This is a genomic window from Streptococcus sp. HMSC066F01 (assembly GCF_001837335.1).
GTDB lineage: Bacteria > Bacillota > Bacilli > Lactobacillales > Streptococcaceae > Streptococcus > Streptococcus oralis_S.
This window is the reverse complement of record NZ_KV832073.1, coordinates 58,135-74,753: the sequence shown is the minus strand read 5'-3', so window position 1 is coordinate 74,753 and position 16,619 is coordinate 58,135. Positions and strand designations below refer to the sequence as shown.

The 16,619-nt window shown below is 41.5% G+C and carries 15 protein-coding genes; all 15 read right to left on the bottom strand.

What is annotated here, in order from left to right; genetic code table 11:
* Positions 1-49 precede the first annotated feature (49 nt).
* Complete coding sequence (locus HMPREF2655_RS01775) at positions 50-538, bottom strand: DUF6773 family protein (protein ID WP_070837322.1); 489 nt, start codon at positions 536-538, stop codon at positions 50-52.
* Positions 528-737 carry a helix-turn-helix transcriptional regulator gene (locus tag HMPREF2655_RS01770; protein ID WP_070837358.1) on the bottom strand — a complete coding sequence of 70 codons (210 nt, stop codon included), beginning with the start codon at positions 735-737 and terminating at the stop codon, positions 528-530. The genes HMPREF2655_RS01775 and HMPREF2655_RS01770 overlap by 11 nt, the downstream gene beginning before the upstream one ends.
* A 197-nt stretch (positions 738-934) precedes the next feature.
* Complete coding sequence (locus tag HMPREF2655_RS01765) at positions 935-1,345, bottom strand: GNAT family N-acetyltransferase (protein ID WP_000558478.1); 411 nt, start codon at positions 1,343-1,345, stop codon at positions 935-937.
* 99 nt (positions 1,346-1,444) lie between these two features.
* The gene (locus HMPREF2655_RS01760) at positions 1,445-2,809 is read right to left on the bottom strand and encodes an amino acid permease (RefSeq protein ID WP_042902072.1); all 1,365 of its coding nucleotides are present in this window, start codon (positions 2,807-2,809) and stop codon (positions 1,445-1,447) included.
* A 76-nt stretch (positions 2,810-2,885) separates the two neighbouring features.
* A complete protein-coding gene (gene greA, locus HMPREF2655_RS01755) occupies positions 2,886-3,368 on the bottom strand; it encodes a transcription elongation factor GreA (protein ID WP_000818765.1) in 483 nt (160 codons plus the stop codon).
* A gap of 62 nt (positions 3,369-3,430) precedes the next feature.
* Entirely contained in the window at positions 3,431-5,182 is a 1,752-nt protein-coding gene (gene mltG / locus HMPREF2655_RS01750; RefSeq protein WP_083321210.1) for an endolytic transglycosylase MltG, read from the bottom strand.
* A gap of 74 nt (positions 5,183-5,256) precedes the next feature.
* Positions 5,257-5,760: a GNAT family N-acetyltransferase gene (locus tag HMPREF2655_RS01745; protein WP_070837320.1), complete on the bottom strand. Its 504-nt coding sequence runs from the start codon at positions 5,758-5,760 to the stop codon at positions 5,257-5,259.
* Entirely contained in the window at positions 5,757-6,224 is a 468-nt protein-coding gene (locus HMPREF2655_RS01740) for a GNAT family N-acetyltransferase (RefSeq protein WP_070837318.1), read from the bottom strand. Before HMPREF2655_RS01740 ends, HMPREF2655_RS01745 begins: the two co-directional genes overlap by 4 nt.
* A 9-nt stretch (positions 6,225-6,233) precedes the next feature.
* The gene (murC, locus tag HMPREF2655_RS01735) at positions 6,234-7,568 is read right to left on the bottom strand and encodes a UDP-N-acetylmuramate--L-alanine ligase (RefSeq protein WP_049478909.1); all 1,335 of its coding nucleotides are present in this window, start codon (positions 7,566-7,568) and stop codon (positions 6,234-6,236) included.
* A gap of 11 nt (positions 7,569-7,579) precedes the next feature.
* Positions 7,580-8,191, bottom strand: a complete 612-nt coding sequence (locus HMPREF2655_RS01730; RefSeq protein WP_049478910.1) for a divisome accessory protein ZapJ — start codon at positions 8,189-8,191, stop codon at positions 7,580-7,582.
* Positions 8,192-8,238: 47 nt separating this feature from the next.
* Positions 8,239-11,334 (bottom strand): pilus expression-regulating Snf2 family helicase, encoded by a 3,096-nt coding sequence (locus HMPREF2655_RS01725; protein WP_070837316.1) that lies wholly within the window; start codon positions 11,332-11,334, stop codon positions 8,239-8,241.
* Between the two features lie 92 nt (positions 11,335-11,426).
* On the bottom strand, positions 11,427-12,593 hold the full coding sequence (locus HMPREF2655_RS01720) for a MalY/PatB family protein (protein ID WP_070837314.1): 1,167 nt from the start codon (positions 12,591-12,593) through the stop codon (positions 11,427-11,429).
* A 7-nt stretch (positions 12,594-12,600) separates the two neighbouring features.
* The gene (locus HMPREF2655_RS01715; RefSeq protein ID WP_049550524.1) at positions 12,601-13,695 is read right to left on the bottom strand and encodes a cystathionine gamma-synthase; all 1,095 of its coding nucleotides are present in this window, start codon (positions 13,693-13,695) and stop codon (positions 12,601-12,603) included.
* A gap of 145 nt (positions 13,696-13,840) precedes the next feature.
* Entirely contained in the window at positions 13,841-15,799 is a 1,959-nt protein-coding gene (locus HMPREF2655_RS01710; RefSeq protein WP_000748541.1) for a peptide ABC transporter substrate-binding protein, read from the bottom strand.
* A 202-nt stretch (positions 15,800-16,001) separates the two neighbouring features.
* The coding region (locus HMPREF2655_RS01705; protein ID WP_180364307.1) for an MATE family efflux transporter at positions 16,002-16,619 on the bottom strand (618 nt) is incomplete at its 5' end.

Here is a 16,619-nt window from a genome sequence, read left to right as displayed (position 1 = left end):
TTAGTACTATTATAACACATTTTACCGAGATTGATAAAAAGCTAACAAGCTATTCTCCATTCTCCAGTTCATCCATATCTTGCTCAAACTTTTTTTGAGCCCATTCGCCATAACTTTTAAGGCCGAGATTGCCGATAAAAACCCAAGGAAGGTAAATCAGATAAGTAATGACCCAAGCAGACAAATATTTAAGGTTCAGAGGATTGTGCTGATAAATTTCGATATTGAATTGATAATTCTCCAACATCAAGAGAGTCGTAATAGCGAGAGTTACCAGCAAACACCCTCCAATCGTAAAATGAAAACGACTATAGTAGGTCACTCCAAGTTGTCGTGCACGATTGAAAAAGAAGAAAATTCCTAAAAGAAGGGTAACCAGAAGAATATTAGGATTAAAAAGAGCAGGTGCTAATACTGCCACCAAATAACTTAGCATAATGAGCCCGATAAACACATAAAAAGACTCTGCCCCTGCTTTGTTGATCAGTTGTTCTTCTCTTTCGTCTAGTAATTGATAATAAAAAAATCTATTTTTCATCTTCTTCCTCCCAAAATAGTTGGTCTAATGTTTTGCCTAAGCATCTGCAAATGGACTGGCAAAGGGAGAGACTAGGATTGTATTTCCCTGCTTCTATCAAGCCTATAGTCTGCCTAGTAACACCCACAGCCTCTGCCAAATCACCTTGTGTCATATCACGCTCCACCCGAGCTAGCTTTAACTTTAAATTTTTAGCCACTAGCATCCTCCTTCACATTTTTAAAAAGTTGCGCTTCTTTTAAAAACATTATACCATATATCTAACTTAATGCAATATATAAATGTCATTTTGTAAGATTTTATTAACAAAAAACTCTCTATCATCTTACATGATAAAGAGTATTCGTTCTTATTTGATACTCAGCTAAGCTCCTCTTCAAAAGATAGAAGTCTAGGTCACAAATCCTTTTGGTAATAGTATCTTTGTCCTGTATAGGGATAGTCTTGCAAGGTAAAGACTTCCTTGTAGCCATGGCTTAGATAAAAATCTGGCGCTTGAAACTGGTAAGTATTCACGAAAGAAAAACGACAGTTTCGATTCTTGGCTTCATTTTCTGCTCGCTCCAATAGTTTTGAACCAATTCCTTGTCCCCTCAATTCCTCTTTCACAAATAAATATTCGATTTCCAACCAATTTCCGAAAGTCTCAGCTACTAAGCCCGCCATGAGATTGCCCTTTTCGTCTTCAACATAAAGGTTCAGTGGCTCGCTTTCAGCCTCTTCTCTTTTAGAACGATTATAAGCACGAATCAAATCCCCTATTTCTTGCGCTTTAAGCGATTCCTTATTTTCCAATCTAACGTGCATCCAAACCTCCTAATAAACTACTACAGCTTGATTATAGTCTTATTTCGATGGACTGTCAAACTAGAAAAACTCACCAAACAGAGTTGATGAGTTCATGATTTATTTTCTAAATTTCCACTGACTATAAATCCCAAAAACAAGGATCCAGATGGCAGAACCAACTGCCCCCATGAAGGTAGACTCTTGCAAAAAGAGAGTCACGAAAACAAAGACAAAAAAGAGAATGGTTAGGGGATTAAGCAAGCGATACTGAGGCATGAGGTAGCCATCAGCCATGAAGTCTTGTGACTTACGGTATTTGAGATGGGCCACCATAATCAAGATATAAATCGCGATGTAAACACCTGATGAGGATGCGGTGATCAAAGCAAAGGCATCTGAAACACCTGGTAGCACGTTGATAAAGGCAGCCAGAGCAATCAAGATCGCTGAGGCGATGATGGCATTTTGAGGTACATTGTGGCGAGAAAGGGTATCGACCTTGATGGCCTTTAAGAAACGATTGGGCGAATCATGGGCAATCTGATATAAGTGTCTCCCTGTTGAGTAGAGAGTTGAGTTAAGAGCAGACGCTGCTGAGGTCAAGACAACAAAGTTGATTAGAGCCGCCGCCCACTTGATCCCTGCCAGTTCAAAGACCGTTACAAATGGAGAATCTGAAGAATTAAGATAAGACCAAGGAATAATGGCCATAATCGCAATGAGAGCTCCCCCGTAGAAGAAGATAATTCTGAGAGGAATTTCCTTAACAGCTTTGGGCAAGACCTGACGAGGGTTCTTTGTTTCAGAAGTTGTCACCCCGATAAACTCAATCATCAGATAGGCAAAAAATACCATTTGAAAGGCCATGACAAAGTTCATAACTCCGTTTGGAAAAAGAGAGAACTGGTCGCTGATATTTGCCAAACTTGCAACACCATGCGGTGTCTTAAAGCCTGTCAAAACCATAAAGACCCCAGTGGCAATCATGGCTAAAATCGCCACAATCTTGACCATAGCAAACCAAAACTCGACTTCTCCAAAGAGCTTAACCGCAATCAGATTGACCAAAGCCAAAATCGTTAAAAAGACAAGCTGAATCAGCCAGCTAGGCCAGGTAGGGAACCAGAAGCGGACATAGTCTGAGATGGCAGTGATTTCTGCCATACCGATAAAGACAACTGACAGCCAATAAGACCAAACTGAGAAATATCCCCAGCCTTTCCCCAAATGACGGGTGATAAAGTTGATAAAGGTATGCTGTTCTGGATCCTGATACAGCATCTCCCCAACAGCCCTCATCATCAAAAACATAAAGGCTCCTGTGATCATATAAATCAGAATGATAGAAGGTCCAGTAAGGCTGATAGAGCGACCAGCACCTAGGAAAAGTCCTGTTCCGATTGTTCCCGCAATAGCCATCACCTGCACATGGCGATTGGTTAAACCACGCTCCATTTTGTTTTTCTTCTTATTTTCACTCATATAGTCTCCTTTTTATCCAAAAAACCAAAAAGGAGTTGAGCAAGGCAAAACCTTCACTACTCCTTTTTCATCCTATTTAGGCCGTTTTCTCAACCTTTAAGATTTTGACATCATAGCTTCCAACTGGTGTTTCAATCGTTGCAGTATCGCCAGTCTTCTTGCCAATTAGAGCACGGCCAATCGGACTTTCATTTGATACTTTACCAGCAAAAGCATCTGCACCTGCAGAACCGACGATGATGTAGACCTCTTCTTCGTCTTCACCGACTTCTTGGATTGTTACTGTTTTACCGATTGCTACCTCATCTTGGGCAACTGCATCGCTATTAACAATTTCAGCATAGCGAATTTTTGTTTCTAGACTTGAAATTTGTCCTTCAACAAAAGCTTGTTCATCTTTCGCTGCTTCATACTCACTATTTTCTGAAAGGTCTCCATAGGAACGAGCAATCTTGATACGCTCAACGACTTCGGGACGACGGACGAGTTTCAACTCCTCTAATTCTTTTTCTAGTTTTTCCTTTTCTTCAAGGGTCATTGGGTAAGTTTTTTCTGCCATTCTTTTAACTTTCTTTTCTATTTACTTTTTTAAAACAAAATTATGTGGAAAACCACATAATTTTAGTTTGAACTACTTGCTTGAGGTAATTTGCTATTGATATGCTCTGCAACGTTTTGATCATGTTCTTCTTTTGTTGTTGCAAAGTATACTTTACCATCTTCAACATTTGCTACAAAGTACAAGTACTCACTCTTTGTCTGGTTTACACTTGCTTCAATCGCATCCGAACTTGGGCTATCAACCGGTCCAGGCATGAGGCCAAGGTGTGTGTAAACATTGTATGGTGAATCAATCGTTGTATCAATTCCAGCGTCATCTGCTAAACTAATCTTTTGACCAAGTTTTCCTTGAGCATATAGGATAGCGATATTACTTTGAAGTGGCATACCAGCATTCAAGCGGTTATAGAAGACACCTGCGATTTTCTTGCGATCTTCCGTCTTAGCACCTTCTTTTTCGACAAGAGAAGCAATGCTGAGCAATTCATTAACTGTCAGATTCTTTTCTTTGATCGTAGCGTAATATGGTGACATAGCCTTATCCATAGCAGCTACCATGTCATCAATCAAACTTTCAACAGTTGTGCTGTCTTTGATCGTATAGGTTGCTGGGAAAAGGTAGCCTTCAAGACGATAACGAACGCCACTGTCTTTTGTTGGAAGACTTCCAAGTAGGTTTGGATACTTGGCTACTAATTGTGAGATAAAGGTCTCATCTTGAGCTTTTGCCAAGAAAGCATCCGCAGTAAGAGGTTCTTTAAATTCACCTTGAAGTTGTCCTACTGTTTGAGCGATTTGCTCTAATGTATAGCCTTCTGGAATGGTCAAGTTTGCAAGAACAGGTGCCTGAGCTTCAGGAGTCCCACCTTTTTGCAATTCTTGAATCAACTCATCCGTACTCATACTCTTCTTCAAGTTGTAATAACCTGACTTCAAGTTAGCATGGCTATAGTATTTAGCATAAAGGCTAAAGATCAGTCCATGTTTAACCAAACCAGATTTTTCCAAGGTGCTTCCAATTTCTTGAACATTTGCACCGTCTGGGATTTGAACCGTTACGTAATCCTTAGAGCTTGCATCCACAGGTTTCAAGGAATCTTGAACGTAACCATAACCAAAGTAACCACCAACTGTAACGAGTACTAGGAGAACTAGAACTGTTACTAGGCAACCTTTAGCTTTTGATTTATTCTTTTTCTTAGTTGATGTTGCACCTTGACGACGACTACGACGTGGAGCATCAGCTAATCCACTGCTAGATTCTGTAGAAACAGGCTCAACTCTTTCAGGCATTCCTGGAGTGATTTCCTCTTTCTTGTCTTCTGTTTTATAGGTTACGGCAACCTTAGTCGGAGTATCGTTAAATTCTTTTTCTTCGGGTTTAAGCTCAACTGGTTCTACCTTAGGTTGAACGGGTTCCACTACAGGTTCTTCAGCCAGATGAATCGGCTCTACTAGAGGTTCTTCAGATTCTACAACTTCAATTTTGTCGATGATTGGCTGTCTAATCTCTTTCTCTTCTTGGTCATCCGTTTCATCAGTTCTAGCACTTGAAAGTGGAGGAACACTTGGTGCATTCTTTAGAATTTTATCGACAACAGACAGGGAATCAGCCATCAACTCTTCTGTTGATGTTTCTGGTTCAAGATCTGAAGGAGTTGCTGAACTAGCTTGAGATGATGAAGCCGTCAGATTTGGAATCTCTACTTCTTTCTCTCTTCTATCTTGTTCTTTTACTCTTTCTAAATCACGTAGAATCTGCTCTTTAAAGCTTAATTTTTCTTCTTCTCTTGATTTTTCAGTCAAAAGCATTACCTCCTTGTTGACAATCCATAATATTATATCTTAAAAGTCGTAGAAAAGCAACCAACTAGGGCATTCCCTAGCTAGTTTTCTTTATTTTTCGGCTGCCAGACCATATCATACCATGTTTCCCCAGCAAAGCTTGACTGAGATATTCCTTCATTAACAAAGCCATGTTTTTCATAATAGGCGATAAGGTAGTCATGACATGTCAAGTTAATGCCCTCTCGTTCATGTTCTAAAGCGACTTCTTTCAGAGCCTTTAATAGTCTTTTCCCTACCCCCAAAGCTTGTGCTTCCTTGGCAATAGATAGGCATGTCACAGAAATATAACCTCCAGGCTGATGGCTATAGTCTTTTATTTTTTCTGTAAAGGACTGATCTTGGAGATGGCGGTGTGGGACGACTGGACCTTCGATATAACCAAGAATACGCCCCTCTTTTTCAGCTACCAGAAAACTGGTCTGAATTTCCTGCAAATGCGCCTCAAAGACCGAACGAGGAATGGCTTCCTCAAGGGAAAAATTCTCTAGCTCTATCTCTATAATCCGATCTAAATCCGAAAATCTTGCTTGTCTGATTTTCATATTTCCTCCTGATAAAAAGGATTCTCCCAAATCAGATACCATTCAGAACCACTGCCATAATGACTCTCTGTCACTTCTTCTTCAACAAAGCCATTCATTTCAAAATATGATAGCAACTCATCAGGACTTTGCAAAAGAATACCTTGGTGATTTAGTTCGACTGTCATCTGTTTCAAGGCTGCAAGAAGAAGAGTTCCCAGCCCTTGTCCCCAATGATCAGGATGAATGATCAATGATTTTATTTCTACCCATTTGGGATGAATAGACTGAGCTTCTCCTAAAATATAGCCCACGAGCTGATTTTCATCCCCAGCTACAAGAAAGGTACCCGCAGACTTGCGGATACTCTCTTCTAAGGATTGGCGGCTAAGGGTCTCTTCTGATGAAGGATTGGCTTCTTCAACCGCCAACATTTCTTCTAAATCTGATAAGGTAGCTTGCCTTATAGTGATTGGAATTTCCATCTGTTTTCCTTATTGGACGTTGCTTGTCAAGTTAGACAAGAGACGTTCAAATGAATATTCATAGGTTTGGATGTCTCCTGCACCCATAAAGACGTAAACAGCATTGTCATGGTCTAGGAGTGGAGAAACATTTTCAACAGTGATAACCTGATGTTTCTTGTTGATTTTATTAGCTAGGTCTTCTACCTTGACATCACCATGGTCCACCTCACGAGCTGATCCATAGATTTGCGCTAGGTAAACGGCGTCTGCTTGATTCAATGCATGGGCAAATTCGTCCAACAAGGCAATGGTTCTTGTAAAGGTATGCGGTTGGAAGATTGCCACGATTTCCTTGCTTGGATATTTCTGACGAGCCGCATCCAAGGTTGCAATGATTTCTGTTGGATGGTGGGCAAAGTCATCAATAATCACTGTATCATTGACTATTTTTTCAGTGAAACGACGCTTAACACCTGCAAATGTTTTCAAGTGTTCACGGACCAAGTTCAAGTCAAATCCAGCTGTGTAAAGAAGACCAATAACAGCAGTCGCATTCATGATATTGTGACGACCAAAGGTTGGAATGTGGAATTGACCCAATTCTTGACCACGGAAATGAACGGTGAAGGTCGAACCAGTCGTAGAACGAAGGAGATCACTAGCTACAAAGTCATTGTCCTCAGCTTCAAAGCCATAGTAATAGATTGGCGCATTGGCTGTGATCTTACGCAACTCAGCATCCTCACCGTAAACAAACAAACCTTTACTAATTTGTTTGGCATAGTCGTTAAAGGCATTGAAAACATCCTCTAGACTTGTAAAGTAGTCTGGATGGTCAAAGTCAATGTTGGTGATGATAGAGTATTCTGGGTGGTAAGGCATGAAATGGCGCTCATATTCGTCTGACTCAAAGACAAAATATTTAGCGTTAGCTGAACCACGACCTGTCCCGTCACCAATCAAGAAGCTGGTATCTGTGATGTGAGACAAGACGTGTGACAACATACCTGTTGTCGAAGTTTTGCCATGAGCTCCTGCCACTCCCATGCTGACAAAGTCGCGCATAAAGCTACCTAGGAATTCATGGTAACGTTTGTAGCTGATACCATTTTGATCCGCATAGGCGATTTCAACATTGTTGTCTGGACGAAAGGCATTCCCCGCGATAATCTCCACATCACCTTGTAGGTTCTTTTCATCAAAAGGAAGAATCGCAATCCCTGCCTGCTCTAGTCCACGTTGAGTAAAGTAATATTTTTCAACGTCTGAACCTTGAACCTTGTGTCCCATTTGGTGCAACATCAAGGCTAGGGCACTCATCCCTGATCCCTTGATTCCAATAAAATGATATGTTTTTGACATGCTTTTCTCCCCTACTCAGTAATTCTTGTCAGATTCAACTCTTGGGCAACCTGACGTTCCTGTTCTGTTTGCTTATTCTTTTTATTATAGATTTGACTCTTCTTTAGAAAATCATAGTTGTTCTTGTTAGCTTTTTCCGTTTGGGTTTTCGGAGTTGGATTCGCCACTTGGCCAACCTCCTCAGCTAAGATATAGTGAGACTGGCTCAAGTTTTTACTAAATTTGGCAAACTCACCTGGATTTTCCTTTTGAAATGGTGCTGTTGGTTGGTTTCCTTGACGAACAAGTGTTGAACCATTGTGTCGTCTGGTATGACTAACATCCTGAGTCAAATACTTGGCTGAACGTTTCTTCTTCAAGTCCGCACGCGCCTCTTCTCGAGCCAACTCTGCATAAGTCTTTTCAACTTTTTTAGGTTCTGGACTTGGCTTTGACTCCTTGTTAATCACTGGAGAAACTACGGTTTCTTCCTCATTGATAGGAGACCATTCCAAATAGTTCTTATCGCGGTAATCACCTTTGATATTGCTAATAAAGTCTGACTCATCGTACAAGTCCATGACTGGCATTTTGGTCAGCATGATCTCATCATCTGACACCAATGGAAATCGATCTTGTTTCATTTTGTATTTCCTTTCAACACTTCATTATAGCGTATTGTCTTGATTTTTCAAGTGCTGGCTTCAGAAATTCCCAAAATTTCACGAATTTCTGCCAGACTGAGACTCGCACGCGACTCCGTACCATCTAAAACTTGGGAAACCAAATGTTTCTTTTGTTCTTGAAGTTCTTGGATTTTTTCTTCAATGGTCCCCTTGGTAATCAAACGATAGACCTCGACCATCTGCTCCTGCCCCATGCGGTGAGCTCTTCCGATAGCCTGGGCTTCGACAGCGGGATTCCACCAAAGGTCAACTAAAATGACCGTATCAGCTCCCGTTAGATTGAGACCAACACCACCCGCCTTAAGGGAGATGAGAAAGGCATCTCTCTCCCCTTGGTTAAAGGCCTTAGTCATCTCCTGTCTGTCATGAGCAGGAGTTGAACCTGTGATTTTGAAGGAGGTCAAGCCCAAGTCTGGGAGTTCTTTCTCGATTTTTTCCAACATTCCTTTGAACTGGGAGAAAATCAAGACCCGATGCCCACCATCAGCCACTTGTAGCAATAAATCTCGGAGACTATCCAATTTACCACTAGCTCCCTGATAATCGTCCATGAAGAGAGCTGGCGTATCGCAGATTTGACGCAAACGCATGAGTCCAGATAAGATTTCTACCCGACTTCTCTGGAATTCTTGATCTGTCACTTGCGCTAGGCGGTCTCGCATCTGTTGCAACTGGGCTAGATAGATAGCCTTCTGTTGGTCTTCCAGTTCATTTTTATAGACGACTTCAATCAGATCAGGTAGTTCTGTAAGAACTTCTTCTTTCTTACGCCTCATGACGAAAGGCTTGATAAACTGCGCGACTCGGTCAGCCGGTAATTTCATAAACTCTTTCTTGTTCGGCAAGAGCCCAGGTAGCACAATTTGAAAGATAGACCACAACTCTCCTAAATGGTTTTCGATGGGCGTACCTGACAAAGCAAAAACTGCCGGCACCACAAACTGGCGCAAACTCTGAGCAATCTTGGTTTGGGCATTTTTCATGACCTGGGCTTCATCTAAGAAGAGAAAATCAAAAGCCATCTCTTGATAAAGCTCGCTGTCTTGACGAAAGGTGGCATAGCTAGTCACATAGATTTGGTGATTTTCAGAAAGAATTGCTTCTCGATTCGCTTTCAAACCATGAACGACAGCCAAATCCAACTGTGGGGCAAATTTCCTGAATTCATCTGCCCAATTGTAGATCAAACCTGACGGAGCCAAAATCAAGACCCGACTATCTTCTGTCACCTGACTGGTCAAAAAAGCGATGGTTTGCAGTGTTTTTCCCAGTCCCATATCATCTGCCAGGATGCCACCAAAGCCATAGTGATGAAGCATCTGGAGCCAACGGACTCCCTTTTCCTGATAGTCTCTCAAACTCGCCTGCACCCGTATATCTCCCAAAGGAAAATCCTCTGGATGGGTCAAATCATGAGCTAAATGCTGAAATTCTTCCGAGAAAGAGATCCGATCTCGACCTTCAAAAAGCTGAGAAAGGCTATAAGCCAGAGATTTTCGCGCTTGAAAAGAACCATCTTTTAGCTCAACCCCCAGTTCCTGTAAATTTTGACGAATCTGCTTGGTTTCCTCATCAAAAAAGTATACTTGGTCAGAAGAACTGATATAGAAATCCTGATTGCTGGTCAGGGCTTTGAGAGCTTGATCAATCTCTTCTTGGGCAATCCCTTGGAAATCAAATTGGATTTCCAACAATCCTCCCTTGGACTCAATCTGAAACTGAGGAGCTTGAACACTGTAGAGCTGATTCATCTCATCAGACAAGAAAACCTGGCCCAACTTCTCAAAAGCTGGAATCGTATGGTGAAAGAAAGAATAAACTGCCTCTGGCTTCAAAGCCTGTCTCCAAGACTGAAAATCAGCCTCAAAACCAGCCCCTAAACAGACTTGAAATAGTTGGTCTTCCAAGACGGCATCGCTTGAAAATAGTAATTGTTCCAGCTGTTGACGACTAGTCACCTTAACATCTCCATAGTCAAACTGGATATCCAAACGGATGCGGCCGTCATCCTCCCTATCAAAGTAAAAGATTGGTGAAAAGGGTCTGATTTGCAAGCGCTCAGGAGCAGAAACTGTGCCCAGCTGTCCAAACAAAGTCAGACAGGCAGCCAGACGGTCGCGATCACTGTTGTCAAACTGGAGGCATTTTCTTCCTCTCTCCTCCTGAGGAAGCTCCTTGATTTCCTTTAGGAGGCTGATTTGTTTAGGATTTAAGAGATAAAGATTCCCCTTACGAAAGAGAACTGCCCCTCCATAGAATACGTTGACTCGCTCACTTTCAGAAATCTCCATTTCAAAATAATCGGGATACTCCTGCACTGAAAAAGAGAACAGTTCTGCATCGGGATCTAAATCATGAAAGAGAAGATTTTCATAACTAGTAATCTGGTGCTCAAAATGAAAATCTTCCAAGTTCATCAATAACCCCACTCCCTGCTCAAAAAAGGTCAGAGGGAAAAAGAGGTGACGACCTTGATTAGGGAAAAAGAGCTCTTGACTCAGTCCCTCCTCAATCAAGCCACATAAAAAAGTAAGAACATCTTGACTAGCTGTATCAAAAGACTCCCAAGACAAGTCATTTTCATAGTATTTCCCAATCATGTATGGCTTTCGATGGACTAAGACCTTCAAAAAGAGAGGGATGTCACGAATGACATAATATTTTTGACTATCAACTAAACCGATTCGGAGAGTCCAAAGGAGGCGATTGGTTCCAGCTTCTATCTGGCCTTGAGCCGACAAAGTGTAGATTTTCTCTCTCTTCTGAGGTTGGATCCGCTCCAAAAAACTACCACCAAAACCAACCTTGGTTTCGACCTCTTCTTGCTCTTCATGTCCTTTTTCTAAGGATTGTAAAATCACCTGGCCTTCTTCGTCGTTCTTCAGATAATGCTCGAGCGCTGCGAGGTGAACACAGTAACCTCTTTTTTGGAAAAAATCGCAAGCACAAAAAACCAGATCATCCTCTAAACTGTAGCGCAAGTCTTCTCCCGCCACACGAGTATAGAGGCGATTCCCTTTTTCCTTGATAATCTCAATGTTGCCTGTTTCATAGAGTACAACCCCCTCCATGCGCAACTTTCCCGGAATCAATTTAGCCATAGTTACCCCTTTATCTTATCTTTTCATTATACCACATTTTCCCCTACGAAAATAGCCTTCTAGGAAGACTTTTCTCCTAGAAGGCTCGATTTTTAAAGTGTAGCAAAAGTGGTCACGATGCGTTGGCAAACCTCTTCCAGTACTGACTTCGGCATAGCTACATTAAGACGGGCATGAAGAGCTCCTTCCTCCCCAAAGTCCAAACCTCGGTTCAAGATAACCTTGGCTTCATTCTTCAAAAGCTCTTGCAAGCGGTCATCCGTTAGGTCATAGGCCGAAAAATCAAGCCAGATCAAGTAAGTTCCTTGCGGTTTCATGACCTTAATCTTGGTTTCGTTGCCCAAAACATCCACTACATAGTTAATGTGGTCCTCGATGACTTCTTTTAACTCTCCTAACCAGTCCTTACCATAACGGTAGGCAGCTTCTGTCGCCAAATACCCCAAGCCTGAGATTTCATGTTGGTTATTGGCCAACTGGCGTTTTTGGAAAGCCAGACGAAACTTTGGATTTTCAATAACTGCATAGGAATTCTTGGTCCCAGCAATATTAAAGGTCTTAGTGGCACTGCTCAAGATAAGGGCGAAGTCTTTAAAGTCTGGATCAATGGTATTAAAAGACTGGTGTTTGTGACCAAAGAGAGCCAAATCTTGGTGAATCTCATCTGAAACCAACAAAACACCATGTTTTTGGCAGAGATGCCCAATCTTTTCTAACACTTCCTTTTCCCAAACACGTCCACCAGGATTGTGGGGATTGCAAAGGATATAAAGCTTCACATCCTCTTCCACCAATTCCTTCTCCAACTGGTCAAAGTCAATCTCAAACAACCCATCCTTTTCCACCAAAGAATTGGTAATCAATCTGCGATTGTTCAGTTTGACACTGCGGGCAAAAGGAGGATAGACCGGTGTGTTAATCAGAACAGCCTCTCCCTCTTTTGTAAAGGCTTGAATGGCTGTTGAGATGGCCGGTACCACTCCCTCAATGAAGACGAGAGCTTCCTTGTCAAAGTGATATCCGTGTTGACTGGCTTCCCAGTCCTGAACCGACTCAATCAAAGCATCGCTAGCATAGGTATAGCCATAGACCAACTGATCTGCGTAGGCTTGTACAGCTCGTCGAACCTCAGGCAAAACCACAAAGTCCATATCCGCTATCCAGGCTGGTAGAATTTCTCGATCAGCTTCTGCTTCTTTCCATTTATAGGTATGGTGCCCAAAACGATTAGGCAGGCTTGTAAAATCATATTTCCCCATATCTATCTTATCCTTCCAAAGCTTGGCGCAAGTCCGCAATCAAATCTCTAGCATCTTCAATCCCGATTGACAAGCGCAAGAGGTCATCTGTTAAGCCATAGGAATGGCGCACTTCTGCTGGAATATCCGCATGGGTTTGAGTCGTCGGATAGGTGATCAGACTCTCTACCCCACCCAAACTTTCCGCAAATGAGAAGACCTTGAGGCTATTTAAAATATGAGGAATACGTTTTTCATCCACTACTTTAAAGGAAATCATGCCTCCACGTCCTGTATAGAGCACTTCCTTGACAGCAGGTGAATCCTTCAAAAAAGCAACCACTTCTTGGGCATTGGCTGTAGAACGTTCCATACGAAGAGGTAGAGTTTTAAGACCACGAATCAACTGATAACTATCAAATGGTGACAAGACCGCACCAGTCGTATTCAAATTGTAGAACAGTTGCTCATATAGTTCTAAACTATTAGTCACAACTACCCCAGCCAAGACATCATTGTGCCCTGCTAGATACTTGGTGGCTGAATGAAGAACGATATCCGCACCATCTTCAATCGGACGTTGGTAAATCGGACTGTAGAAGGTATTGTCCACCACTACCTTGGCACCCTTGGCATGAGCTAGTTTGGCTAGTTTGGCAATATCAAATTCCAACATCAAGGGATTAGTTGGTGTTTCAATATAGAGAACATCCACATCTTTCTCTAACTCTGCGATCAGCTCTTCTTCTGTATTGGCATAGGTAAAATGGAAACGGCCTTCCTGCTCGACTTGGTTAAACCAACGGAAAGAACCCCCATACAGATCACGAACAGCCAAGACTTTACTTCCTACTGGAAAAACACTAAAAGCTAGTACAATCGCAGCCATACCTGAGCTTGTCGCTAGGGCATAGTCTGCTGATTCGATTGCCGCCAAGACTTCCTCCGCCTTACTACGAGTTGGGTTTTTAGTACGGGTATAGTCAAATCCCGTAGACTGACCGAACTCTGGATGCTGATAAGTTGTTGAAAAATGAAGTGGAGTCACCAAGGCACCTGTTGCCTTATCTGACTTGATTCCCGCCTGGGCCAAAATTGTGTTGATGTGTAGTTCTTTGCTCATACAATACCTCCAAATCTATAGTAACTATTGTACCACTTATTTTCACTAACTCATTTTCTTGTTTTCAAGAGCTAGCTATAGTTTCAAACTATATAAAAACGATAGTTCCTTGAGAAACTATCGTTTTTCCTGTTGAATAGACTGGTTATTTAACGTGTTTTGCCAGTTCTTCTTGGGCTTTTTTATTTGATTCTTCTTTTTCTTTTAGCCATTTTTCTTTCGCTTTTTCATACTCATCAGCCGTTACAGTCTTATCTTGTAACTTGAGATACTTGTATGATTCGACACCCTTATTTCCAGCTTGTGAGAATGGCGATGAGAATGGAACTGTCTTTCTCAAGGTCGGTGTTCCACCCTGAGAAACGTTTGGAATTGCAAGGGCGCTATCAACGAGCCAAGCTTGAATTTCAGCATATTTTTCATAACGTTTCGCTGGTTCTTGCTCCTTGTTCGCTTCTTCTAACATTTGAGTGTAAGTATCCAGACCAACTGCCTTAGCCTTGTCATTGACCTCACCTGGTTCTAGACCAATGTTTTGCAATATACCACCGTTATTGACATTTAAGATATCAAGATAGCTTGATGGATCCAAGTAGTCAGCACTCCAACCGCCATTATAGATATCAAAGTCTTTTTGAGCTGCAGTTTGAGCTAGGTAGCTAGAGTTGTCAAAGTCATCTGTTGATAATTGTTGGATATCGATAACCACATTCTCAGCTCCTAGAACAGATTCGATGGATTGTTTCAAAGAACTTGCTTCAAGTACACCTTTTTTAGCTGATTGGTCAACTGTTACATCCAAGTGGATTGGGAATTGCACACCCTTAGCTTCCAATTCTTTCTTAGCTTCTGCAAATTTAGCTTTAGCCTTGTCAGGATTGTAGTATGGATCTTGCGCATCTGCAAAGTTGATTCCTTGCCATTCTTGGCCATAGTTGACCATCTTTTCTGAAACAACATCACCAAAGTCTTTTCCGTTGATACTTACAAATGTTGGAGGTACAACCAAGTTACGAATAATCTTTGTTGCTCCGTCCTCCCCTTGAGATTGTGCTCCATAGGCTGTACGGTTATAAGCATAGTTGAAGGCTTGACGGAAGTTTTTATTCAGAACTGCTTCTTGGGTTGATTTCTTTTCAATATCTGAGGATTTAGACGTGAAGTTATAAGATTTTCTGTCCAAGTTGAAGTTCAAGTAATAAGAAGTTGCGTTTTGCATACTATAGATGATGTTATCCTTGTTCTTCTCTTTAATGCCTTCAAAGCTTGAGCTATTTGGATAGAGAAGCGCGTAGCTGTATACTCCTTCTACGAAGTTACGAGCTAGGGCATCTTGGTCACTACCATCATAGTAAGTCAATTTCACATCGTCCACAAAGACATTTTTAGCATCCCAGTAATTTGGATTTTTCTTGTATTCGATAACAGATTTTGAAACAAAAGATTTCATCAAGAAAGGTCCACTATACAAAATACTAGAAGGATCTACCTTACCAAAATCATCCCCTTTTGATTTTAGGAAGTCTGCATTGACAGGGAAGAGAATGGTTGAAGTTGTTTTAGAATTCCAATAAGGTTCTGGACGTGTCAAAGTATACTGAACTGTTTGGTCGTCAATCGCCTTAACACCGACAGTTGAAAAGTCAGTTGTTTTCCCGTTGATATAGTCATCCAAACCTGCTACAGAGTCTTGAACCAAGTACAAGGCTTCGGATTTTTTATCAGCAGCATATTTCAAACCTGTCACAAAGTCTTGGGCCGTTACAGGGGCATATTCTTCACCCTCATAAGTATACCATTTTGCATCCTTACGCAATTTGTAAGTATAGGTCAAACCGTCCTGAGAAACAGTCCAATCCTCTGCCAATGATGGAACATAGTTACCGTATTGGTCATTTTCCATCAACCCATCCACCAAATTGGTCACGATGTCGGTAGTTGTTGCACGGTTTTCTGCAAGATAGTTCAAACTAGATGGATCGCTCGAATAAACATAGTTATATGTTTTAGAAGCGCTACTTGAATTTCCACATGCGCTCAGTAAGATACCTGCGCTTAACACGACACTTGCAAGTGTCAGATACTTGGCCTTAGACTTTTTCATTTCCAGAACCTCCTGTTTAAAAGTTTTGTCTTATTATACAGCTTTTGTTTTATTTAGTCAAGTAATTTCTGAAGAAAAACTTAAAAAAGCATATTTTTTGCTCTTGATTTTAGAAAAAGTTCTCTTTTTTTAAGAAAAATGTAGTATAAAAACCTTTCTATTACAGAAAGGTTAAATTTATTACTTTTATTTATAAATCTTTTTACGATATTTTCAATCGTGTACGTAGTCTGTCTGCTTGAGCTTTGCCGATTATCTTGTCCAGGAGTCGTGTCCGTAGGCTCATCAAACCATAAAGGCCTCCTCCAAGCCCTCCGATGAGAGCCACATAAAGGAAACTCCAGAAACGTCCACTTGGTTGGAAGACAAAACCGAGTAGCCACTGCAAGAAGCCAACTAGGATAAACATGACAAGTGTTAAGATGGTAATCAAAATGGTTCGCTTCAAGATAATCTTTCGACGAGCACCCGTTACCTGGCAGATATCTCGGTACATCAGGACATTTGGAATAATCAAGCCGATAGTCGTTGAAATCAGGGGACCGTAGCTGTGGAAAATAGCAATGGTTGGCAATTGCAAGACGAGCTTAGCAATGGAACCATAGATAAAGTAAAGAACTGCCTTGCGGTTGCGGAACATAGCCTGAAGCATAGGAGACAAGACCATATACAAGCCTAGGATAGTAGACTGCAAAACTGCAAAGACAAATAAGCCCATGGCCAGACTATCTGGCTTACCGTAAAAAACTGTATAAAGAGGCTCCCCTACCATGACAACTCCAACCATTGCCGGCAGTAGAAATAAGAAGAGCATGGTGAG

Excerpts from the sequence above, each read along its gene's own strand:
- HMPREF2655_RS01775 (WP_070837322.1), bottom strand. The coding sequence starts at position 538 with ATGAAAAATAGATTTTTTTATTATCAATTACTAGACGAAAGAGAAGAA.
- HMPREF2655_RS01765 (WP_000558478.1), bottom strand. The coding sequence starts at position 1,345 with ATGCACGTTAGATTGGAAAATAAGGAATCGCTTAAAGCGCAAGAAATA.
- HMPREF2655_RS01760 (WP_042902072.1), bottom strand. The coding sequence starts at position 2,809 with ATGAGTGAAAATAAGAAGAAAAACAAAATGGAGCGTGGTTTAACCAAT.
- greA (WP_000818765.1), bottom strand. The coding sequence starts at position 3,368 with ATGGCAGAAAAAACTTACCCAATGACCCTTGAAGAAAAGGAAAAACTA.
- mltG (WP_083321210.1), bottom strand. The coding sequence starts at position 5,182 with ATGCTTTTGACTGAAAAATCAAGAGAAGAAGAAAAATTAAGCTTTAAA.
- HMPREF2655_RS01745 (WP_070837320.1), bottom strand. The coding sequence starts at position 5,760 with ATGAAAATCAGACAAGCAAGATTTTCGGATTTAGATCGGATTATAGAG.
- HMPREF2655_RS01740 (WP_070837318.1), bottom strand. The coding sequence starts at position 6,224 with ATGGAAATTCCAATCACTATAAGGCAAGCTACCTTATCAGATTTAGAA.
- murC (WP_049478909.1), bottom strand. The coding sequence starts at position 7,568 with ATGTCAAAAACATATCATTTTATTGGAATCAAGGGATCAGGGATGAGT.
- HMPREF2655_RS01730 (WP_049478910.1), bottom strand. The coding sequence starts at position 8,191 with ATGAAACAAGATCGATTTCCATTGGTGTCAGATGATGAGATCATGCTG.
- HMPREF2655_RS01725 (WP_070837316.1), bottom strand. The coding sequence starts at position 11,334 with ATGGCTAAATTGATTCCGGGAAAGTTGCGCATGGAGGGGGTTGTACTC.
- HMPREF2655_RS01720 (WP_070837314.1), bottom strand. The coding sequence starts at position 12,593 with ATGGGGAAATATGATTTTACAAGCCTGCCTAATCGTTTTGGGCACCAT.
- HMPREF2655_RS01715 (WP_049550524.1), bottom strand. The coding sequence starts at position 13,695 with ATGAGCAAAGAACTACACATCAACACAATTTTGGCCCAGGCGGGAATC.
- HMPREF2655_RS01710 (WP_000748541.1), bottom strand. The coding sequence starts at position 15,799 with ATGAAAAAGTCTAAGGCCAAGTATCTGACACTTGCAAGTGTCGTGTTA.